Below are 20,207 nucleotides of genomic sequence, written 5' to 3' on the forward strand. Positions count from 1 at the left end.
CCAAAAGGCTATTTTGGTTGACGTGCCTCCCCTTCTGGCCCACCTTTCGGAGCAGTACCAAAGCGGCGAGGCCCTGGCCCGCCGCCTTGGCGTGAGCCGTACGGCGGTCTGGAAGCAGGTGGCCCTGTTGCGCCAGGCGGGTTATCCGGTGGAAACCCAGCGGGGCCAGGGGTACCGGCTTTCGCCCGGCAGCCCCACCCCCCAGGCCCTGGAAGCGCTGCGTAGAGGCCGGTTTGGTGCGTTTTATGCCTATTTGGGCACCGTGGAGAGCACCCAGGACGTGCTCAGGCAGTGGGCCCAGGACGGAGCGGAGGAGGGCTCGGTGGTGCTGGCCGAGCGCCAGCGGAAGGGCCGGGGCCGCCGGGGGCGCTCTTGGCAGAGCGAGCCGGGTAAGAGCCTCACCTTCTCGCTGCTGCTGCGCCCCTGTCTGTCTCCCTCGATTCTCCCCCTTTTTTCCCTGGCCGCAGGGCTGGCCCTGCGGGAGGCCTGTGGGGTGGGGGGGCTCAAGTGGCCCAACGACCTCTTGGCACCCGATGGGCGCAAGCTGGCGGGGGTGCTTCTGGAGGCCCAGGTGAGCGGGGAAGAGGTGGCCTATGTGCTTTTGGGCATCGGCCTAAACGTGCACCGCTCAGCCCTGCTGCCCCCACAGGCGGCAGCCCTGGAGGAGTACAGGGCGGTTTCGCGGGTGGAGCTGCTGGCCCACCTTCTAGAGCGGCTAGAGGTTCGCTGCGCCCAGCTCGAGGCCGACCCTGAGGGGCTTCTGCGCGACTACCAGGCACAGAGCTACACCCTGGGGCAGCCAGTGCGGGTTGAGACCCCCCGGGGGGAGGTCCGGGGCGTGGCCACTGGGGTGGCTCCGGATGGCGCGCTGGTGGTGGAGGGGGCAGGCACTATCCATCGCATCGGAGCAGGTGAGGTGGAACTCATTAGCTTCGCAGGAGGAAAAGCGTGAACCCAACCCAAACCCTACCGTACCTACCCCTTTCCAAGTCCTTGTTCCCCGTGCGCAGCCTGCGGCGCGATGCCCTGCTGGTGTTGGGCGGTAGCCTGTTCTTGGCCCTTTTAGCCCAGGCGACGATTCCCCTGCAGCCGGTGCCCATCACCCTTCAGACCCTGGGGGTGCTGCTGGTGGGGGCCGCGCTGGGCAGCCGGCTGGGCTTTTTAGCGATGGTGGCCTACCTGTTGGAGGGCTTGGTGCTGCCGGTGTTCGCGGGCGGGGCCACCTGGTTCCATCCCCGCATTCCCTTCACCGCCGGCTACCTGCTGGCCTTCCCCCTGGCCGCCTACCTGGTGGGCTACCTGGTGGAGCGCTACGGTGCCGACCGAAGCCCCTTGAGGACCTTTGGGGCCATGCTCCTGGCCAACCTGTTGATTTACGCCATTGGGGTCACCTGGCTGGGCTTTGCCCTCTCGGGGGCTGGGCGCTACACCGGGGTTTTGGGCGTGCTGCAGGCTGGGATGTTTCCCTTCCTTTTGGGGGATTTTATCAAGGCGGCCATTGCCGCAGCCCTGCTTCCTACCGCTTGGCGTCTGCTTCATCGCTAGGCTTTTCCCCCTCCTCGGGAGGGGGATTCTTCTCTAGGCCCTTCGCTGCCCAACGGATAACCCAGGGCATCAAAAGCCAGTAGGCGCCGCCGGCCAGCAGGGCCAGCGGGAAGCCCATCCAAAGTGCGCTCCAAAACCCCACCTGCGGGATCTGGGCCACCAGGGTGAGGACCCAGGCGATGGCCCCCACCATGAGCACTTCCTGGGGATGCACCCTCATGGGCGGGCCTCGAGCAGGTCGGCCAGGTAGACCAGGGCCATCTTGTAGGAAAGGGGTCCGAAGCCCGAGACGATGCCCTTGGCGGCGGTTGCGGTTAGGGAGTGTTGTCGGTAGGGCTCGCGGGCATGCAGGTTAGAGAGGTGTACCTCCACCACCGGTAGGGGCTGGCCCCGAATGGCGTCCAGCAGGGCGATGGAGTAATGGGTGAGGGCCCCAGGATTCAGGACGATGGCCCGGAAACCCTCTTCGGCGGCCTGCTGGATCCACTCGACAAGCTGCCCTTCGAAGTTGGACTGCCGGGCCACCACCCCCAACCCCAGCTCGGCGCCCCAGCCCGCGCAGAGCTCCTCCAGCTCCTCCAGGGTGATCCTCCCGTAAATCTCGGGCTCCCGCCTTCCCAGTAGGTTTAGGTTGGGACCGTTCAGAATCAGAATCATCCGGCCTCCATGCTAGCGAAGACCAGCTCCAACCGGCAAATTGCCCGGCGGGGGCCGGGCTTGCTGCATGGACTTGACGCATAGTGCATAAAGCGGTAAACTGAACTTATCCGAGCCCAAAAAAATGCGCCTCTGCATCTGCACTAGCCTTCTCACCCTGCTGGGGTTGGTCCACGCCCAGGTCTGGGGGCTGCAAATGGCCCTTGGGCTTACCCTCAACCCCCCGGTGGACCTGCTGGTGGTGCAGCAGGGCCACCCCGAGGCCTGGGTGAAGGGGGCCCGGTTCGAGGGGCGGGACCTCGAGCCCTTCCCCTACTACACCCTGCGGTTGTGGTACGGGGAGCCCGTAGGGTGGCGGCTCGAGCTGGAGCTCATCCACCAAAAACTCTACTTCGTGGAAGCCGAGGCGGGAGGAGAGATTCTCCAGCAACTCCACGTGACCGATGGATTCAACTACCTGCCGTTGAACCTGGCCTATGGGTTGGATACAGGCGCCCTTCGGCTCTGGCCCCGGCTGGGGTTGGGGGCGGTGGTGCCCCACCCCGAGACGGTGGTGCGGGGCCAGGCCTGGGGAGTAGACGGTGACCCCCTTTACTACCACCTGGGCGGGGTGGGAGGGCAGGTGGCGCTGGGGGTGGGGTGGCCCGGCTGGGCTGGGGCGTTTGTGGAAGGCAAGCTTACCCTAGGCTTGAGCCGTTTACAGATCGCCGAAGGCTATATCTGGGGCCACTTTCGCACCCTTCACCTCAACCTGGGTTTCGGCCCCTAGTCCTCCTCTCCCTCGTACAGCCGGCGATAGGAGGGCAATCCCCCCACCGAGCGGGCGTGCAGGATTCCGTGCACCAGCGCCCGGGCAAATACATCGGCTGCGGCGGCCCCCAGCAGGCTGAGCTCGGCAGGCCCCTTCAAGGGTAGGGCCCCGGTGGCCAGGCAGAATATGGTATCCCCGTCGAACATGGTGTGGGCGGGGTGAATGGCCCGGGCAATACCGTCGTGGGCCATCTGGGCCACCTTTTGTGCCTGGGCTTTGCTGAGCTTCGCGTTGGTCGCCACGCAACCAATCACCGTGTGGTGAAAGGGGGCCTCTGGGGGCGGAGGGTAGTCAGGGACCTGGAGGGGGCGGGGAGGATGTCGGAGGCGGAACTCTCCCTCTAGCTCCAAGTAGCGGGCGTAAAGCTCCCCACTCTTGGGGTCGTGGGCCCGGCCATGGGCGTTGGCCACCGCCAAGGCCCCCACCACCAGGCCTCCCTCCAGCACCACGCTGGCGCTGCCCACCCCGCCCTTGAGCCCCCCGCTGCGGGCCCCAGTGCCGGCCCCCACCGACCCTTGTTCTACCGGTCCGGTCCGCAGGTTTTGTGCCGCCCGGTAGCCGCAAAGAGCGGTGGGCCGCACGCGGGCACTGCCCACCCCCAGGTCGAAGATCACCGCTGCAGGCACGATGGGCACTCGGATGTCCGGGCCCGCCGGGTAGCCCACCCCCCGCTCCTCCAGGTAGCGCATGACCCCGCCGGCCGCCTCGAGGCCAAAAGCGCTCCCTCCTGCCAGCACCACCGCGTGTACTTTTTCCACCAGGTGGGTCGGGCTCAGAAGGTCGGTTTCACGGGTGCCGGGGGCGCTGCCCCGCACATCCACCCCCGCCACCGCCCCTCCCTCAGGGTAAACCACGGTTACCCCGGTGAGGTGGGTTAGGTCGGTGTAGTGGCCCACCAGGATGCCCGGGACATCGGTGATGGCGTTGTGGGGGCCTGGCTGCATTCAGGCCGTCTTGGGTCTTTGAATGAAGCGTACCACGAAGTAGGCCACAGCCACCAGAATTAGCACCGGCACCAGCACGCGCAAGAGGGCCCAGACCAAGCCTGCCAGCCCCTTGAGGAGGGAGCCCAGGAGGGTGAAGAGCCAGCCTCCTACCCAAAGCAGCGCCAGCACGGCTACAGCGATCAGGAGGCCCAGCACGACCCACTCCAAGATGTCCTGCAGCGTGCGCTCGTTCATAGACTCAGGATAACACAGACCCTTCGTAGCATGAGGGTGTGGAACGCTACCGCCTCTACGAGGGGCTTCTGGTGGGCCGGAAACCCCTGCCAGCGGGGGACCTGATCGTCTCTTTCGTGGGGCCAGAGGGCGCAGTGCAGGCCGTGGCCCGCAAGGCCTTGCGGCCCACAGGCCGCAGCGGGCGGCTTTCCCTCTTCCACCATCTGCGCTACCAGGTCTACCAGAGGCCCGGAAGCGACCTGCCCACCCTGACCCAGGCCGAGCTGGTGGGGCGGCTGGAGGGCCTAGAGGTCCCCAAGCGCTTTCCTCTGGCCAGTTTCTTGGCCGAGCTGGCCTTTCACACCGCCTCGCCCGAGGCCGCACCCCGCATCTGGCCCCTGCTCATCTCGGGTCTAAAGGGCATCGCCAAGCACCCAGACCCCCAGGTGGCCTTCCTGTGGGCGGCCTGGCGGGTGCTCAGGGCGGCGGGCCTGGCCCCCAACCTGCAGGGGGAGGGGGCCTACCTGCTGGACGGTGAGAGGGTCCTGAAGGGAGGGGTTTACCTGGGCGAAGAGGGGATGGCGGCTTTGGCCGCGGTGCTGCGCTTGCCTGGCGGCGAGGCCGTGGCCCGGCTGGAGCAGGCCCCCCTTTCGCGCCTCCAGCAGGCCTTGCTGGCCCACGTGCGCTACGCGGTGGGGGAGCTTGGGGCCAGCGCTCTCCTAACCCTTTCTCACCCCGAAAGGCCAGAATGAGCGCGATGTGGGGGACGCTTCTGAGCATCGCCGCGCTGGCCGCGCTGCCCCTTTCCCCTGCGCCCGGAGCTGCTGATGGGGCTATGCGGGTGCTGCTGACCTACCGGGAGGGTGGGGGGGCTTCAGAGCGGTACTCGTTCCCCGAGCTGAGCCTGGTGCCGCTGGGCGGGGAGGTGGAGGTGCTGAGCGGCAGGGGCCGTGCATCGCTGCGGCCGGTGGTCACCCTGTTTCCTGGAAAGCCTATCCTCCTCCGCCCCCAAGGGGAGGGAGGGGTGCTCCTCTTCGAGGGGCTCCGCTTCGAGCTGGGTCCCCACCTCCTTTTGCGGCCAGCAGACCCTGCCCGCCCTGTGCTCTTCCATCTCCCCCAGCGCCCACCCTATCCCGGCTGGCTTTGGCTCGAGGCCCGCCCCGGGGGCTTCTGGGTGGTCAACCAGGTCGGCCTGGAGGAGTACCTGAGGCGGGTTCTGCCCAGCGAGATGCCGGTCCACTTTCATCCGGAGGCCCTCAAGGCCCAGGCCGTGGTGGCCCGCACCTACGCCCTGGCCCGGCGGCAGGCCGATAGCTTCTGGAAGCGTTGGTGGGCCGATGTGGACGACTCGGTAAGCGAGCAAGCCTACAACCGGACCGCTACCCATCCGGCCAGCGATGCCGCGGTGGAGGCCACCCGCGGCCAGGTTCTCACCTTCCGGGGAGCCCCCATCCAAAGCTTTTTCTTTTCAACCAGCCCCGGCTTCACCGCCTCCATAGAGGAGGTCTGGCCCGAGCGCCCCGCCACGCCCTACCTGCGCGCGCGGCCCCAGGCCCAGCCCCCCTCGGCGGCGATTCGCAGCGAGGCCCAGGCGGTGGCTTTCTTCCAAAACTGGAATCCCCGGGGCTTCTATGATGCCGCCTCACCCTTTTGGCGCTGGCGGCTGAGTCTGAGCCGGGAGGAGCTGGAGTCCCTCTTGGCCCGCACCTTGCTCGAGCGGGCCCGGGTTGCGCCCCAGTTTGTGCAGACCCTGGAGGGCCCCCTTTCCCCTGGGGCCCCTGGTTTTGCCCTGGGCCGCCTGCTGCAGCTCCGGGCCGCGGCCCGGAGCCCTGGGGGCTACGTGACCGAGCTGGAGGTCAGAACCTCCACGGGGCGCTACAGGGTGCGGCGCGAGTCCAACATCCGCCACCTGCTGCGCCCCGACAAGGCCCTCACCGGTGGGGGCGACGTGGTGCTCGAGCGCTGGCAGGGCGGTCCCCGGCTGAACTTTCCCCTGCTTCCCAGCGCAGCCTTCGCCATCCAGGAAGAGCGCGACGCCCGGGGCGAACTCCAGCGGGTTGTCCTCTGGGGAGGCGGTTTCGGCCACGGGGTGGGGATGAGCCAGTTCGGGGCTTTGGGTCTGGCCCAGCAGGGCCAGAATTACCGCCGAATCCTGGAGCACTTCTACCCGGGTGCTCGGTTGGAGGTTCTGCGCTACGCCACAGTGGCCTCGTCGGCCTGGGGGTGGTAGCGGTTTGACCCGGTCAATCTAACGAAATGACACTTTCCTGCGCCAAAGGCGTTATATAATTTCCGCATGGCACAATCCAAATCCAAGAGCGCCTGGATGCGTGAGACCTACCGGAAATCGCTCGAGAAGATGCCCGAGCGGCCCATTGCCCACCGCACCCTCTCCAACATTGCCCCCGACCCCCTTTACACCCCCGAGGACCTCAGGGATTTTGACTACGAGGAGAAGCTGGGCTACCCCGGAGAGTACCCCTACACCCGGGGGGTCTACGGCTCCATGTACCGGTCCAAGCTCTGGACCATGCGCATGTTCGCCGGCTTCGGCACCGCCGAGCAGACCAATGAGCGCTTCAAAAAGCTTCTAGCCGCCGGGCAGAACGGGCTTTCCACCGCCTTCGACCTCCCCACCCTCATGGGCTACGACTCCGACCATCCCCTCTCCAAAGGGGAGGTGGGGAAGTGCGGGGTGGCTGTAAGCAGCCTGGCGGACATGGAGATCCTCTTCGACGGCATCAACCTGGAGGAGGTCACCACCTCCATGACCATCAACAGCCCAGCCAACGCCATCTGGGCCATGTACCTGGCGATGGCCAAGAAGAGGGGCTTCGACTGGAAGAAGCTGGGCGGCACCATTCAAAACGACATCCTCAAGGAGTTCATCGCCCAGAAGGAGTTCATCTTCCCCCCGGAGCCCAGCGTGAAGCTGGTCATCGACACCTTTGAGTGGGGGCCCAAAAACGTCCCCAGGTGGAACTTCATCTCCGTCTCCGGCTACCACATCCGCGAGGCCGGCGCCACTGCGGTGCAGGAGCTGGCCTGGACCCTGGCGGACGGGTTTGAGTACGTGGAGTGGGCCCTTAAGCGGGGCCTGGACATAGACGAGTTCGCCCCCCGCATCAGCTTCTTCTTTGATGTGCACAACGACTTCTTTGAGGAAATCGCCAAGTTCCGCGCCGCCCGGCGCATCTGGGCCAAGGAGATGCGCCACCGCTACGGGGCCAAAAACCCCCAGAGCTGGATGCTCCGCACCCACGCCCAGACCGCCGGGGTCTCCCTCACCGCCCAGCAGCCCCTCATCAACGTGGCCCGGGTGGCCATCCAGGCCCTGGCCGCCGTTTTGGGGGGCACCAACAGCCTGCACACCGACGCCTACGACGAGGCCCTGGCCCTGCCCACCGAGGAAAGCGCCAAAATCGCCCTGCGCACCCAGCAGATCATCGCCTACGAGTCTGGGGTGACCCACACCATCGACCCCCTGGGGGGCAGCTACTACGTGGAGTGGCTCACCGACGAGATGGAGCGCCAGGCCATGGCCATCATTGAGGAGATCCGCCGCATGGGCGGGGTGGTGCGGGCCATTGAGGAGGGCTATTTCCTCCGCGAGACCGCCGATGCCAGCTACCGCTACCAGCAAGAGGTGGAGCGGGGTGAGCGCATCATCGTGGGGGTCAACGCCTTTCAGGACGAGGGGCTGCAGGTGCCCATTCAACTGGTGGACCCCGAGGTGGAGCGGGTCCAGGCGGAGCGGCTGGCCCGGGTGCGGCGGGAACGGGACCCCAAGCGGGTGGAGGAGGCGCTTTCGGGCCTCCGCCAGGCGGCGGTGGAGGGGCAGAACACCATGCCCCACTTCGTGGAGTGCGCCCTGGCCTACTGCACCCTGGGGGAGATGATGGATGTGCTGCGGGAGGTTTACGGGGTCTATGAGGAGCCGGTGCTGGTATAAAGAAGCATGGCCCTATTCCTGTATCGTAGGCCCCGAGGCCTGCTGCCCTACGCCCTTTACCTGCCCAGTGGGCCAGCCCCTAAAAGGGGCTGGCCCCTGATTCTTTTCCTGCACGGTGCTGGGGAGCGGGGGGCTGACGGGAGAAAACAGACCACGGTGGGCTTGGGCCCGGCCCTGCAGGAAAACCCCAGCCGCTGGCCGGCCATAGTTTTGATGCCGCAGTGCCCCAAGACAGGGTGGTGGCGGGGCGAGCCGTTGGCAAAGGCCTACGAAATCCTGAACCAGGTAGAAGCCCAGTACGGTACCGACCCCCGGCGGGTTTATCTGACCGGGCTATCCATGGGGGGGTATGGGGTCTGGAACCTGGGTTGCCAGTATCCCGAGCGGTTTGCCGCGCTGGCCCCTATCTGCGGGGCGGGCGACCCCTTTTGGGTATGGCAGCGGCTTGCCAGGGTGCCCATCTGGAACTTCCATGGGAGCGCCGATGGGGTGGTTCCGGTGAGCTTTTCCCGCGCTCTAGCCGATGCCCTGGCCAAAGCAGGCAACGCCCGTGCACACTTCACTGAGTACCCGAACGAGGAGCATGCGGTGTGGGAGCGAGTTTACCGCGAGCCTGGGTTTATCCGCTGGTTGTTCGCCCAGAGAAAAGCTTCACCCTAGGCCGTCTGCAAAATGGGGATTTCCGAGAGAAAGGTGATGGGCAGCCTGCGGTTGCCCTGGTGGAAGGCGGCCAGGCGGGCCACCACGCGGGCGCCTGCTCTCTGGGCCACTTTTTCTAAGGCGGCCATGGTGCCGCCCGAGGAAACCACGTCGAAGACCAGGGCCACGTTCTGGCCCAGCAGCTTCTCAGCCATGCGGCTATCGAGCCAGAGGGTCTCGCTGACTCCCAGGGTGAGGGACTCCACCTCCTGGATGATGGGGTCTTGCATGTAGGGCCGGCGCCTGCGGCGCACCACCACGTAGGGCTTGCCCGTAAGGGCGCTCATGGTGTGGGCCAGCACGATCGGGGAGGTCTCGAGGGTCAGCAGGGCGTCGGTCTCGGGGGGCAGGTGCTTGACCAGGCCCTCGGCGGCGGCCTGCACCAGCTCGACGTCGCCCATAATCTCCACCAGCGGGATGTGAACGCCAGGCAGGGTTTCCACCACCGGCACGTGACGGGTGATTTTTCCGATTGTGATCGGGTAGGTTTCCATAAAGGGTTCCCTTTCAGGATAGCACCGCCGGGCTCACTCAGGTTTGAAAAGGGGCAGATGGCCTAGCGCAATCACGTCGTCGCGGGGAGAGCCCTCGGTGAAAACGGCTAGCACGGCCCGCACCTCACCCCCCACCTCGGCGATCAGGTCGGATAGGCCTTTGAGGGTGCTACCGGTGGAGACCACGTCGTCCACGATGGCCACCTTCCTGCCCTTGATGAGGGGCACGTCGCTCCCGTCCAGCACCAAAAGCTGGGGCTTGCCGGTGGTGATGGAGATGACCGTACGGGAAATCGGGTTAATCATGTAGGGTTTTTCGGTCTTACGGGCCACCACGTAGGGCTTGCCGCTCAGGCGGGAGAGGGCATGGGCCAGGGGGACGGCCTTGACCTCGGGGGTGACCAGGGTGTCCACATCAGCGGGCAGGCGCTGGGCCAGGGCCGCGGCAGCCTGTTCGACCACCTCGGTGTCGCCCAGCATGTTGAACAGGGCCACCGCCACGTCGGGCCCCACCTGCACGATGGGGAGCTCACGGCGCACACCGGCGATATCTACCTCGTAGGTCCTCACGGCCCCAGTTTATCGGTTGGTGGAGGAAACGCATATACCGCACACTTCCTCAGAGGAGGCGTCCTATACTTTAAGGTATGGTGCCCGCGCGCATCGAAGGCATGGGGGTAGACCCCGGAAACGGCAACCTGATCGTGATGCTCAAGGCCGAGAACAACCTGGTCTTGCCGGTGGTGATCGGCGCTTTGGAGACCCAGAACATCATGATCCACCTTTCCGGCGAGAAGCCGCCCCGGCCCCTGGGCCCCGACCTTTTCTACAACACCCTGGACCTCCTGGGGGTGAAGGTGCTGCGGGTAGAAATCGTGGAGCTCAAGGAGGGCACCTTCTACGGTCGGCTGGTGCTCGAGCACCGGGGGATGGAGTACGAGGTGGACTGCCGTCCTTCCGACGGAATGGCCCTGGCCATCCGGGCTGGGGCCCCCATCCTCATCGCCGAGGAGGTTTTACGCCAGGCGGGAATTCAGGAGTCGCAGCTCACCCGCCAGGGCGAGCCGCCCAAGGCCTAGCCCCTCCAGGAGCTAGGCGTCGGAACGCAGGTGGACGTGGACGTGGAAGACCTCTTGCCCCCCCTTCTCGCCCACGTGGATGCGCAGGAAGTAGCCCTCGAGGCCCAGTAGCCGCGCCACCTTGTTGGCGGTGAGCATGAGCCGCCCCAGCTTCAGGGCCCCCTCCTCGGTCTCGGGGTAGTGGGCCAGGGTGGGGATGTACTCCTTGGGGCAGACCAGGATGTGCACCTTGGAGCGGGGCCGGATGTCCTTGAAGGCAATGAACTCTTCGTCCTCGTAGACGATATCGGCAGGGAGTTCCCGCCGGATGATTTTGCCGAAAACGGTGGGGTTTTCCACGGCCCCAGTATAAGTGGGGCCCCTGCTGGTACCATATGCCTGAGGCCATGCATAGCGAATACCACAGGTGGTACAGCCCTGCGCTGGGGCACGAGATGGAACTCAAGCTTTACGGCCATGCTGGCCAGCCCGTCGTGGTTTTTCCAGCCCAGAACGGGCGCTGGTATGACTGGGAGGGGCACGGGGGCATGGTGGAGGCCTGCGGGTACTTGTTGGAGGCGGGCCGCATCCGCTTCATCTGCGTGGATGGTGTGGACTGGCAGAGCTGGTGCAACCAGGGCCTTCCGCCCTGGGAGCGGGCCCGCCGCCACAACGATTACGACGCCTACATCATGCGGGAGGTGGTGCCCTTTTTGCAGCAAAGCCTAAGGCTGCCCCTCTGGCTCACCGGCTGCAGCATGGGGGCCTACCACGCGGCCAACTTCTTCTTCAAGCATCCGGAGGCCTTCGAAGGGGTGATCGCCCTCTCGGGGCTCTACCAGGTGCGGGACTTCGTGGGCGACGAGGGGGGCATGGACGCCTACTTCAACTCGCCGCTTTGGTACCTGCCCAACATGGACGAGGCGCTCTTGGAGCGCTACCGCCAGGGCAAGAAGATTGTCTTTGTGGTGGGGCAGGGGCGCTGGGAGGAGGCCTGCCTCGAGGACACCCGGGCCATGGAGCGGGTGCTGGCCGAGAAGCGCATCCCGGCCATCGTGGAGTACTGGGGCCACGACGTGGACCACGACTGGCCCTGGTGGCGCCGGATGCTGCCTTACTACCTCGAGCGCCTTGGGGTCTAGGGCCAGGGGCTTATGATAGGCCCGTGCTTTTGCGCCTGCGCCAGTATACCCTGGACCTCTCTATCCCCCGCCTTATGGGGGTGCTCAACCTTACACCGGACTCCTTCTCCGATGGGGGAAGGTACAACCGGCTCGAGGCCGCCATAGAGCGGGCCCGGCAGATGGTGGCCGAGGGGGCCGACTTAATCGATGTGGGCGGAGAGTCCACCCGCCCGGGGGCCGAGCCGGTGAGCGCAGCAGAGGAGAAGCGCCGGGTGCTTCCGGTGCTGGAGGCCCTTCTTTCGCTGGGGGTGCCCATCAGCATTGATACCCGCAAGCCCGAGGTGGCCGCCGAGGCGCTGGCCTTGGGGGTGCACCTGCTCAACGATGTGACCGGGCTGCGTGATGAGCGCATGGTTGCGCTGGCAGCCCGCTACCAGGTGCCCGCGGTCATCATGCACATGCCGGTGCCCGACCCGGCCACCATGCAGCAGCACGCCCACTACGCCGATGTGGTGGCCGAGGTGAAGGCCTTCCTGCAGGCCCAGGCCCAAAGGGCCCTGGCCGCCGGGGTGCCCCAGGTGGTGCTCGACCCGGGGATTGGTTTCGGTAAGCGGCTGGAGCACAACCTGGCGCTTATCAACTGTCTGGGCGAGCTGGTTGCGCTGGGCCACCCGGTGCTCCTGGGGGCCAGCCGCAAGCGCTTCATTGGGGAGCTGAGCGGAGTGGAGGTGGCTGAGAAGCGGCTGGCGGGCACACTGGCCGCCCACCTCTTCGGCCTGAGCCGGGGCGCTCACATCCTGCGGGTGCACGATGTGCGGGCCCATAGGGAGGCCCTGGCGGTGTGGGGTGCCCTGGCGGGGGAGGGGCAGCGTGGGTAGGGTGGTGCTGGCGGGTATCGAGCTGTACGCCCGCCATGGGCTTCATGCCGAAGAGGAGCGGCTCGGGGCACGCTTTGTGGTGGACGTGGAGATGGAGGTGGCCTTCGAGGGCCGGCCCGACCGGCTGGCCTCCACGGTGGACTATAGCGCGGTCTTTCTGCTGGTGCAGCGGCTGGCCACCGAGCGCCGCTTCTACCTCATCGAGGCCCTGGCCGACCACCTGGCCGACGAGATTATGGCCCGCTTCGCCGAGGTGCAGGCCGTGGTGGTGCGGGTGCATAAACCCCACGCCCCCCTGCCCGGGGTGGTGCGGGATGTGTTTGTAGAGACCCTGAGGCGACGATGACCTACGAGGAAGCCCTGGCCTACACCACCGGTTTGCTCAAATTTGGCGTTCGGTTGGGCCTGGAGCGCCTCCGGGCGTTGCTGCAACGGGTGGGGGACCCCCACACAGCCTTCCAGGCGGTCCACGTGGCCGGGACCAACGGCAAGGGCTCCACCACGGCCTTCATCGCCACGGCGTTGCGCGAGGCGGGCTACCGCACCGGCAGCTACTTTTCTCCCCATCTCTTCGATTACCGCGAGCGCATCCAGATAAACGGGGTGCCGATTTCTCCCGAGGCCTTTGCCCGGCAGATAGAGCGCCTTCGTCCTGTTGCCGAGGCCCTGGCCCAGGACGGGCGCTATGGCCCCACCACCGAGTTCGAGCTGGTCACCGCGGCGGCTTTTTGCCACTTCGCCGAGGAAAAAGTAGAGGTGGCGGTGCTCGAGGTGGGCCTGGGCGGCCGTCTGGATGCCACCAACGTCATCCCTCCGCCTTTGGTGGCGGTCATCACCAGCATCGGCCTGGACCATCAGGAGGTGCTGGGCCCTACGCTGGGGCAGATTGCCCGGGAAAAGGCCGGCATCCTCAAGCCGGGGGTTCCGCTGGTGACGGGGGTGGACCAGGCCGAGGCCCTCGAGGCCATCCAGGCGGTGGCCCACCAGCAGGGCTGCCCAGTGTACCGGGTAGCCCCGGCGGGAGAGGGCGCCTACGCCGGCTATGGCCTCGACGGAGAGGGGCTTTGGCTCAGGCTGCCGGGGCTTGAGCTGAGGGGGTTGCGCCCGGGGCTTCGGGGGCGGTTTCAGCAGGCCAACGCGGCGGTGGCCGCCACCGCCCTTCACCTGCTTGCCTCGCGGGGGTTGGAGGTGCCGGAGGCGGCCTTGCGGCGGGGCTTGGAAAAGACCTGGCTTCCGGGCCGCTTCCAGGTTCTGCGGTTGCAGCACCCGCCCCGCATCCTGGTGCTCGACGTGGCCCACAACCAGGATGGGGCCCGCGCTTTGGCCGAGGCCCTCGAGCAGGCCTTTCCTGCCCAGAAAAAGCTCTTCGTGGTGGGGATGAAGGCCAACCACGACCCGGCCCATTTCCTCCCCCCCCTCAAAGACCAGGTGGAGCGCATCTGGATTGCCCCACCGCGCACCAGCCCTCGCCCGCCCGATGAGCTGGTGCGGGTGGCCCGGGCCCTTGGGCTCAGGGTCGAGGCTGCCCCCAGCGTCCCCCAGGCGCTGCAGCAGGCCCTGGGCCAGGCTGACCCCCACCAGCCGGTGGTGCTCACCGGCTCTTTCCTCACGGTGGGCGAGCTGCCCGAGCCTTACCGCCGCCTAGCCCTAAAGCCGTAGGCCGGTGGGGCGGACGCCGGCGGTGCCCAGCCGGGCTTGCAGGGCCCCCACGCTTTGCTCCAGGCCCGGCACCACCCAGTCGGGGGCAATCTCGGCCAGGGGCACCAGCACAAAGGCCCGCAGGTGCATGCGGGGGTGGGGAAGGGTCAGGGCCGGCGTCTGCAAGCGCAGCGCGTCGCAGAGCAGCAGGTCGAGGTCGAGGGTGCGGGGTTCGTTGGGCCTATGCCGCTTTCGTCCGGCCTGGCGCTCGATGGCGAGCAGGTGCTCGAGCAGCACCGGGGGCTCCAGCCGGCTTTTGAAGGTGACGGCGGCGTTGAGGTAGGTGTTCTGCCCCTCGGGGCCCCCCACCGGGTCGGTGTCGTAGACCTGGCTTGAGCAGAGCTCAAAAGCGTCGGTTCGCTGCAGAAGCAGGGCCAGCCCCTGCCGCAGGTAGGCCAGCCGGTCGCCCAGGTTGGAGCCCAGGGCTATCGCGTAGCGGTGCACTCAGGGCTCCTTGGGTGGGGCTTTCTCCACCGAGGTGAGCCGGTGGTTTTTCTGGTAGTGCCCAGCCAGCTCGTCGACGTAGGTGCTCTCGCAGGGCTTGACCCCCGAGAGGTAGGCCGCCCGGCCCAGAGCGTGGGCTGCCACCGGTGCGGTGAGGATGATGAAGGCCAGGGTGGCCAGGGCCCGGGCAGCCACCGCCAGCTCTTGGTAGAAGGCCGCTACCGCGAGGAGAATGAGGCCCACCCCCAGGGTGCCGGCCTTGGAGGTGGCGTGCATGCGGTTGTAGAGGTCGGGCATCCGCACAACCCCGATGGCGGCGATAAAGAGGAAGAAAACCCCCCCCGCCACCAGCGCGTACACCAGCAGTTCGAGCATTCACTCCCCCTTCTGCCCCCGGTACTCGATGTAGCGGGCCAGCCCCAAGGTGGCCAGGAAGGCAAAGAGCGCCAGGGCGGTGGCCACGTCCAGGAAGGCGGTCTGGCCGCTTACCATGGCGTATAGCGCGGCCAGGGCCACCGCAACGGTGGTGATGAGGTCGAGACCCACCACCCGGTCGGGCAGGGTGGGCCCCCGCACCAGCCGGTAGATGGCAAAGGGTAGGGTGAAAAACAAGGCCAGCATGGCCCCTTCTAAAAAGCTCATCGCGTCACCTCCATCACGGCTTTTTCCAGGCTTTCGTGGATGGATTGGACGACGGCCTGGGGGTCGTCCACGAACATCCCGTGCACGTAGAGCACCTTGCGGTCGTCGGAGACGTCCAGGCTCAGCGTACCCGGGGTCAGGGTGATCAGGTTGGCCAGCAGGGTGATCTCCAGGTCGCTCTCCACCGTCAGGGGATAGGCAATGATCCCGGGCTTGATGCCCATGTTGGGCGAGAGCACCGCCTGGGCTACCCGCAGGCTGGAGAGCAGAATTTCCCAGAGCATCAGGAGCACGAAGCGAGGAAGCTTCCAGGCCAGGGCGAAGTAGCGCCTGGAGGGGGCGTCGAAGAGGGGGCGGGCCAGCAGCAAGATGAGGAAGCCGATGGCGAAGCCCACCAAAAAGTTGGTGAGGGTGAAGCTCTCTGTAACCAGCATCCAGAAGATGCTGAGGAGCACGTTTTGCACAAAAGCCCTCATCGGCTCACCCCCAGCACGGCCTGGATGTACGGGGTGGGCTCGAGCAGCTCCTGGGCGGCCTGCTGCGAAAGCGCCAGCAGGGGCTCGGCCCAGATTCCAATCCCCAGGCTAAGCAGGGCGAGCAGGGCCACCGGCAGCACCAGCCCGCCCGGGTGCCCTGGGGCCGGGCGGTTCTCCGGCGGCTCCTTCCAGAAGGCTTCAGCGAAGACCAGACCCATGGAGAGCAGGGTCAGGAGGCCTACCAGCAGGGCCACGACCACGATGGCGTACTGCCCGGCCTCCAGCCCTGCAGCGGCCAGGGTGAACTTGGCCCAGAAGCCCGAGAACGGCGGCAGCCCCGCCAGCGAGAAGGCCGGGAGCAGGAAGAGCGCCGAGAGGCCCGGGTGGGTGCGGTAGAGGCCCCCCATCCGCACCAGCACCGTGGTGCCCTGCAACCGCTGGAGCAGCCCGGCGAAGAGGAAGAGGGCTGAGATGACGATCATGTGATTGAGGGCATAGAAGACCGAGCCGGCCAGGGCGAGGGGGGTTAGGATGCCCAGCCCCATCAGCATGTACCCGATGTGGCTCACAAGCTGGAAAGAAAGAAGCCGCCTGAGCTCCCCCTGGGCCAGGGCCAGCAGGGCCCCCAGCACCAGCGTGAGCCCAGCCAGCCAGAGGATGACCCCGTGGGTGAAGGCCGGCTCCTGGGTAAAGAGGAGGGTGAAGACCCGGATCAGGGCGTAGACCCCCACCTTGGTCAGAAGCCCGGCGAAGAGGGCCGAGACGATCACCGGGGGGGCTGGGTAGGAGGCCGGGAGCCAGAAGAAGAAGGGAAAGATGGCCGCCTTGAGGCCAAAGGCCACCAGGAAGAGCATGGCGATGGCGTTCATGAGGGTGGGGTCCACCCCGCCCACCCGGGTGGCCAGGTCGGCCAGGTTCAAGGCTCCGGTAGAGCCGTAGATGAGCCCCACCGCGGCCAGAAAAAGGAGGGAGGAGAGAAGCGAGACCACGAAGTACTTGGCCCCCCCAGCGAGCTGGGCCCGGCCGGCACCCAGCACCATCAGCACAAAGGAGGCCAGCAGGAGCACTTCGAACCAGACGTACAGGTTGAAAACATCCCCTGTGAGGAAGGCTCCGTTCACCCCGAAGAGAAGCAGGTGGGTGAGAGCATGGTAGCCCAGGCGCTCGCGGGGGGCGTCGGCCTCCAGGAGGGCGTAAAGCGCCACCGCCACCGCCACCACCCCGGTGATGAGCACCATAAGGGCTGAGAGGTGGTCGGCCACAAAGGTGATGCCGAAGGGCGCCGGCCAGTTGCCGATTTGCACCGCCTGGATGCCCTGCTGGTTGACCTGAACGAGCAGGGCTGCTGCGGCGGCCAGCAGGCCCAAGGCCCCCAGGAGGCCCATGAAGCGCTGGGCCCTTTGCGGCAGGAGGAGGGCCAGGATGCCGGTGGTAAGGGGAACCAGCAGGGGCAGGACCACCAGGCTCATACCGCCACACGCTCCTTTTCAGGCCTTGGAGGCAAGACCTCCTCGACCGGGGAAGGGGTGGGGGCCTCCTCTAAGACCTCTGGCAGCACCTCGGCGTTGAGGGTGCCCAGCACCTCTTGGGTACGGAAGAAGAGCACGATGCCGAAAGCGGCCAGGGCGAAGCCGATCACGATGGCCGTCAGGATGAGGGCCTGCGGCAGCGGGTTGGCAATGGGCTCCATCACCTCCCCGCTTCTTTGCACCAGGGGAGGAAACTCGCTGCCCAGGCGGCCTGCGGTGAAAATAACCAGGTTGGCCGCGTTGCCCAGCACCAAAAACCCAATGAGGAACTGAATAAGGTGGGGCCTGAGCATCAGGTAAACCCCTACCGCCGAGAGGCCCCCAACCGCAAACGCCAGCAAAGCCTCCATCAGGTACCCTCCCACGCTTGCGCCCTCTCTTCAAGGTCGAATATGGCCGATAAGAGTGCCCCGAATACCGTCAGGTACACCCCTAGGTCGAAGATCACCGGGGTGCCCACCTTGACCCCCAGGAGGGTAAACCACACCCCGGTCATGAAGGGCTTAGCGGCAAAAAGGGCTGGCAGGCCGCTCAGAAGCGCGAGCAGAAGCCCCCACCCCACCAGCCTAAGAGGCGGTAGGGGAAGGAGCCGCCGGGCTGCCTCGACCCCGTGGGCCAGGGCGTACAGGGCATAGGCCCCCACCGCAACCAGGGCGCCGATGAAGCCCCCACCCGGCTCGTTGTGGCCTCTGAGAAGCAGGAAGACCGAAAGCAGGAGCAAAAGGGCGAAGAGGAACCTCGAGGTGGTCTTCAGGATGAGCGTGTTCACGGTTTTTCCTCCGGTTTGCGCCGGCGCAGCAGGGCGTAGACCCCAAGCCCCGCGAGCCCCACCACGGTGATCTCGCCGAAGGTGTCGAGGGCGCGGAAGTCCACCAGGATCACGTTCACGATGTTGCGGCCAAAGCCTTCAGGCAAGCTCTTCTCGACAAAAAACTGCTGCAGGTGGGGGCTCATGGGCTGGGCGAGCATCCCCAGCATCAGCCAGGTCACCACCCCGCCAAACCCCAAAGCCACCACCTTATCCAGCCAGCGCCCCCGCGGCACCGGCCCGGTCTGCCGGACCTGCAGGAGCACCAGGGCAATCAGGATGGCGGTCAGGGTCTCCACCAGGAACTGGGTGATGGCCAGGTCGGGGGCGTTTTGTCGCAGGAAAAGGAGGGCCACCCCGGCCCCCACGACGCCCACCACCACCACCATGCCCAGGTGCGAGCGCAGGCGCAAGGCCAGCAGGGCCCCCAGCAGCACCAGCCCCAGGAGCAGGCTCTGGCCGGGCTCGAGCTCGAGGCCCAGAGGCCAGAAGGGCTCACCCCGCACCAGCGCCAGCCCCACCAGCCCCACCAGCCCCCCGAAGGTCCAGACCAGGTAGGCCCGCAGCGAGCCGCTTTGCAAAAGCCTCTCCACCCTTACCGAAAGCCGCATCAACCCCCGCATAAGGGCCACGTAGGCGTTCTCGGGGCCGGGTAGGGGCTCCTGGGCCATCCAGGCCTGCAGGCGCGGGTAGAGGAAGTAAAGCCCCACCCCTACCGCCACCGTGAGCAGGCTCAGGAGCAGGGCCAGGTTGAACCCCGGCCAGAGCTTGAGGTGGTACTCGACGGGCTGGCCCTTGACCGCACTGGCCACCGCCTCGGCCAGAGGGTTGTAAAGCCCGGGGAAAAGCCCCACCAGGAGCCCGAGCCCTCCCAGCGCTAAAGGCCCCAACCACAGGCTTGGGGGCCCCTCGTGCACCCCTTCGGGGGAGGGGCCGCGAAAGAAGGGCACCGTGAGCAAAAGCGCCAGGGTGGCCCCTACGGCAAAGCCCAGCACCGCCAGCCCCACCATCCAAACGGGGGCTGCCTGCAGCGAGGCCATGTAGAGCACTTCCTTGCCGATAAAGCCCAGCACCGGCGGCAGGCCTGCTAGCGAAAGGGCCGAGAGCCCCACCGCCACCCCGGTGAGGGGCATCACCCGAAAGAGGCCCGAAAGCTGGTTGATATCGCGGGTTCCGGCCTCGTGGTCCACCGCCCCCGCGGCCATGAAGAGCCCTCCCTTGTAGAGCGAGTGGGCCAGCAGGAAGGTGGCGAAGCCCATCGCCCCGTAGTAGCTGGTGAGGGGTACCATCCCGATGGCAAAGACCAGCGCCCCCAGCGCGGCCACGGTGGAGTAGGCCAGAAGCCGTTTGAGGTCGGTGTGGCGGAAGGTGAGGGTGGCCCCGGTGAGCAGGGTGGCCAGCCCAAAGGCCATCAGGGTACTGCTCCAGACCTCGGTGCCGCCCAGGGCGGGCTGGAGCCGGGCCAGCAGGTAGACCCCGGCCTTGACCATGGTGGCCGAGTGCAGGTAGGCCGAGACCGGGGTGGGGGCCTCCATGGCGTTGGGCAGCCAGAAGTGAAAGGGGAACTGGGCCGACTTGGTGAAAGCCCCCAGAAGCACCAGGACCAAAGCTGGGAGGTAGAGGGGGTGCGCCTGCAGCACCTCGCCCTTTACGAGCAGCTCGGAAATTTCCCACGAGCCCCCCATGCCTGCCAGCAAAATGAGCCCGGCCAGCAAAGCCAGCCCACCGCCCGCGGTGACGATGAGGGCCTGGGTAGCGGCGCGGCGTGAGCGGAACTCGGTGTGGTGGAACCCAATCAGCAGATAGGAGGTGAGGCTGGTGAGCTCCCACATCACGAAGAGCGTCACGACGTTGTCGGCCAGCACCAGCCCCAGCATGGAGGCCATGAAGAGCAGGATGACCAGGTAGAACCTGCCCAGGTCTGGGTGGCCCTTCAGGTAGCCGCCCGAGTAGATGACGATGAAGGTGCCGATGCCGGTGATGAGCAGGGCGAACAGAAGCGAGAGCCCATCCAGGTAGAAGGAGAAGTTGACCGAGAGGGTGGGCACCCAGGTTGCGCTGTGGCGCACAGGGCCGTCCGCAATCACCGTGGGCAGCAGGCTGGCGAAGTAGGCCGTGAGGCCCAGGGGCAATAGGGCCAGCACCCAGCCCGCCTGCTTACCCAGCCCCCGGTGCACCCAGGGGGCGGCTAGGGCCCCTATGAAAGCGATGAGTACTGCAACCACCATAAAA

27 protein-coding genes are annotated in these 20,207 nt (G+C 66.6%); 12 read left to right on the forward strand and 15 right to left on the reverse strand.

Annotation, left to right across the window (positions count from 1 at the left end; all coding sequences use genetic code 11):
- Window positions 1-22: 22 nt before the first annotated feature.
- Together DV704_RS00370 and DV704_RS00375 are read left to right on the forward strand one after the other, a co-directional pair.
- On the forward strand, window positions 23-952 hold the full coding sequence (locus DV704_RS00370; protein ID WP_114797576.1) for a biotin--[acetyl-CoA-carboxylase] ligase: 930 nt from the start codon (window positions 23-25) through the stop codon (window positions 950-952).
- Window positions 949-1,545: a biotin transporter BioY gene (locus DV704_RS00375; RefSeq protein WP_114797577.1), complete on the forward strand. Its 597-nt coding sequence runs from the start codon at window positions 949-951 to the stop codon at window positions 1,543-1,545. The genes DV704_RS00370 and DV704_RS00375 overlap by 4 nt, the downstream gene beginning before the upstream one ends.
- On the opposite strand, the gene DV704_RS00380 is transcribed toward DV704_RS00375, so the two are convergent.
- Together DV704_RS00380 and aroQ are read right to left on the reverse strand one after the other, a co-directional pair.
- A complete protein-coding gene (locus tag DV704_RS00380; RefSeq protein ID WP_114797578.1) occupies window positions 1,517-1,765 on the reverse strand; it encodes a hypothetical protein in 249 nt (82 codons plus the stop codon). The genes DV704_RS00375 and DV704_RS00380 overlap by 29 nt on opposite strands.
- Window positions 1,762-2,202 carry a type II 3-dehydroquinate dehydratase gene (gene aroQ / locus DV704_RS00385; RefSeq protein ID WP_114797579.1) on the reverse strand — a complete coding sequence of 147 codons (441 nt, stop codon included), beginning with the start codon at window positions 2,200-2,202 and terminating at the stop codon, window positions 1,762-1,764. The genes DV704_RS00380 and aroQ overlap by 4 nt, the downstream gene beginning before the upstream one ends.
- Window positions 2,203-2,326: 124 nt before the next feature.
- Between aroQ and DV704_RS00390 the strand changes: the two genes are divergently transcribed.
- Window positions 2,327-2,971 (forward strand): hypothetical protein, encoded by a 645-nt coding sequence (locus tag DV704_RS00390; RefSeq protein WP_114797580.1) that lies wholly within the window; start codon window positions 2,327-2,329, stop codon window positions 2,969-2,971.
- On the opposite strand, the gene DV704_RS00395 is transcribed toward DV704_RS00390, so the two are convergent.
- Entirely contained in the window at window positions 2,968-3,957 is a 990-nt protein-coding gene (locus tag DV704_RS00395) for a P1 family peptidase (RefSeq protein ID WP_114797581.1), read from the reverse strand. The genes DV704_RS00390 and DV704_RS00395 overlap by 4 nt on opposite strands.
- Complete coding sequence (locus DV704_RS00400) at window positions 3,958-4,194, reverse strand: hypothetical protein (RefSeq protein WP_114797582.1); 237 nt, start codon at window positions 4,192-4,194, stop codon at window positions 3,958-3,960.
- A gap of 38 nt (window positions 4,195-4,232) precedes the next feature.
- Between DV704_RS00400 and DV704_RS00405 the strand changes: the two genes are divergently transcribed.
- From DV704_RS00405 to DV704_RS00420, 4 genes are all read left to right on the forward strand, one after another.
- A complete protein-coding gene (locus DV704_RS00405) occupies window positions 4,233-4,925 on the forward strand; it encodes a DNA repair protein RecO (RefSeq protein WP_114797583.1) in 693 nt (230 codons plus the stop codon).
- Between the two features lie 5 nt (window positions 4,926-4,930).
- Entirely contained in the window at window positions 4,931-6,403 is a 1,473-nt protein-coding gene (locus DV704_RS00410) for a SpoIID/LytB domain-containing protein (protein WP_233498182.1), read from the forward strand.
- A gap of 66 nt (window positions 6,404-6,469) precedes the next feature.
- Window positions 6,470-8,125 (forward strand): methylmalonyl-CoA mutase, encoded by a 1,656-nt coding sequence (locus DV704_RS00415; RefSeq protein ID WP_114797585.1) that lies wholly within the window; start codon window positions 6,470-6,472, stop codon window positions 8,123-8,125.
- Between the two features lie 6 nt (window positions 8,126-8,131).
- Window positions 8,132-8,785: an alpha/beta fold hydrolase gene (locus DV704_RS00420; RefSeq protein WP_114797586.1), complete on the forward strand. Its 654-nt coding sequence runs from the start codon at window positions 8,132-8,134 to the stop codon at window positions 8,783-8,785.
- Here the strand turns inward: DV704_RS00420 and DV704_RS00425 are convergent.
- A complete protein-coding gene (locus DV704_RS00425) occupies window positions 8,782-9,318 on the reverse strand; it encodes an adenine phosphoribosyltransferase (RefSeq protein ID WP_114797587.1) in 537 nt (178 codons plus the stop codon). The genes DV704_RS00420 and DV704_RS00425 overlap by 4 nt on opposite strands.
- A 33-nt stretch (window positions 9,319-9,351) precedes the next feature.
- A complete protein-coding gene (locus DV704_RS00430) occupies window positions 9,352-9,888 on the reverse strand; it encodes a phosphoribosyltransferase family protein (protein ID WP_114797588.1) in 537 nt (178 codons plus the stop codon).
- 77 nt (window positions 9,889-9,965) lie between these two features.
- Here DV704_RS00430 and DV704_RS00435 point away from each other — a divergent pair, with 77 nt between their 5' ends.
- Window positions 9,966-10,397 carry a bifunctional nuclease family protein gene (locus DV704_RS00435; protein ID WP_114797589.1) on the forward strand — a complete coding sequence of 144 codons (432 nt, stop codon included), beginning with the start codon at window positions 9,966-9,968 and terminating at the stop codon, window positions 10,395-10,397.
- Between the two features lie 12 nt (window positions 10,398-10,409).
- On the opposite strand, the gene DV704_RS00440 is transcribed toward DV704_RS00435, so the two are convergent.
- The gene (locus tag DV704_RS00440) at window positions 10,410-10,736 is read right to left on the reverse strand and encodes an HIT domain-containing protein (RefSeq protein ID WP_114797590.1); all 327 of its coding nucleotides are present in this window, start codon (window positions 10,734-10,736) and stop codon (window positions 10,410-10,412) included.
- A 47-nt stretch (window positions 10,737-10,783) separates the two neighbouring features.
- Between DV704_RS00440 and DV704_RS00445 the strand changes: the two genes are divergently transcribed.
- The 4 genes from DV704_RS00445 (at window position 10,784) to DV704_RS00460 (ending at window position 14,037) form a co-directional block, all read left to right on the forward strand.
- Window positions 10,784-11,518 (forward strand): esterase family protein, encoded by a 735-nt coding sequence (locus DV704_RS00445; RefSeq protein WP_114797986.1) that lies wholly within the window; start codon window positions 10,784-10,786, stop codon window positions 11,516-11,518.
- Window positions 11,519-11,592: 74 nt separating this feature from the next.
- Entirely contained in the window at window positions 11,593-12,378 is a 786-nt protein-coding gene (gene folP / locus DV704_RS00450) for a dihydropteroate synthase (protein ID WP_114797988.1), read from the forward strand.
- Window positions 12,371-12,724 carry a dihydroneopterin aldolase gene (gene folB, locus DV704_RS00455; RefSeq protein ID WP_114797987.1) on the forward strand — a complete coding sequence of 118 codons (354 nt, stop codon included), beginning with the start codon at window positions 12,371-12,373 and terminating at the stop codon, window positions 12,722-12,724. The genes folP and folB overlap by 8 nt, the downstream gene beginning before the upstream one ends.
- Window positions 12,721-14,037 carry a folylpolyglutamate synthase/dihydrofolate synthase family protein gene (locus tag DV704_RS00460; RefSeq protein WP_114797591.1) on the forward strand — a complete coding sequence of 439 codons (1,317 nt, stop codon included), beginning with the start codon at window positions 12,721-12,723 and terminating at the stop codon, window positions 14,035-14,037. The genes folB and DV704_RS00460 overlap by 4 nt, the downstream gene beginning before the upstream one ends.
- Here the strand turns inward: DV704_RS00460 and folK are convergent.
- The 8 genes from folK to mbhE are packed head-to-tail and all read right to left on the reverse strand — an operon-like array spanning window position 14,026 to window position 20,203.
- Complete coding sequence (gene folK / locus DV704_RS00465; protein ID WP_114797592.1) at window positions 14,026-14,520, reverse strand: 2-amino-4-hydroxy-6-hydroxymethyldihydropteridine diphosphokinase; 495 nt, start codon at window positions 14,518-14,520, stop codon at window positions 14,026-14,028. The genes DV704_RS00460 and folK overlap by 12 nt on opposite strands.
- Window positions 14,521-14,895: a monovalent cation/H(+) antiporter subunit G gene (gene mnhG, locus DV704_RS00470; protein ID WP_114797593.1), complete on the reverse strand. Its 375-nt coding sequence runs from the start codon at window positions 14,893-14,895 to the stop codon at window positions 14,521-14,523.
- A complete protein-coding gene (locus DV704_RS00475; RefSeq protein ID WP_114797594.1) occupies window positions 14,896-15,162 on the reverse strand; it encodes a monovalent cation/H+ antiporter complex subunit F in 267 nt (88 codons plus the stop codon).
- Window positions 15,159-15,638: a Na+/H+ antiporter subunit E gene (locus tag DV704_RS00480; RefSeq protein WP_114797595.1), complete on the reverse strand. Its 480-nt coding sequence runs from the start codon at window positions 15,636-15,638 to the stop codon at window positions 15,159-15,161. The genes DV704_RS00475 and DV704_RS00480 overlap by 4 nt, the downstream gene beginning before the upstream one ends.
- The gene (locus DV704_RS00485) at window positions 15,635-17,107 is read right to left on the reverse strand and encodes a proton-conducting transporter membrane subunit (protein WP_114797596.1); all 1,473 of its coding nucleotides are present in this window, start codon (window positions 17,105-17,107) and stop codon (window positions 15,635-15,637) included. The genes DV704_RS00480 and DV704_RS00485 overlap by 4 nt, the downstream gene beginning before the upstream one ends.
- Window positions 17,104-17,517, reverse strand: coding sequence for a sodium:proton antiporter (locus DV704_RS00490; RefSeq protein WP_114797597.1), 414 nt, complete (start codon window positions 17,515-17,517; stop codon window positions 17,104-17,106). The genes DV704_RS00485 and DV704_RS00490 overlap by 4 nt, the downstream gene beginning before the upstream one ends.
- Window positions 17,517-17,936 (reverse strand): Na+/H+ antiporter subunit B, encoded by a 420-nt coding sequence (locus DV704_RS00495; RefSeq protein ID WP_114797598.1) that lies wholly within the window; start codon window positions 17,934-17,936, stop codon window positions 17,517-17,519. Before DV704_RS00495 ends, DV704_RS00490 begins: the two co-directional genes overlap by 1 nt.
- On the reverse strand, window positions 17,933-20,203 hold the full coding sequence (gene mbhE / locus DV704_RS00500; protein WP_114797989.1) for a hydrogen gas-evolving membrane-bound hydrogenase subunit E: 2,271 nt from the start codon (window positions 20,201-20,203) through the stop codon (window positions 17,933-17,935). Before mbhE ends, DV704_RS00495 begins: the two co-directional genes overlap by 4 nt.
- Window positions 20,204-20,207: the final 4 nt, after the last annotated feature.

The organism is Meiothermus sp. QL-1, from assembly GCF_003351145.1.
In the GTDB taxonomy this organism is placed as follows: Bacteria; Deinococcota; Deinococci; order Deinococcales; family Thermaceae; genus Meiothermus.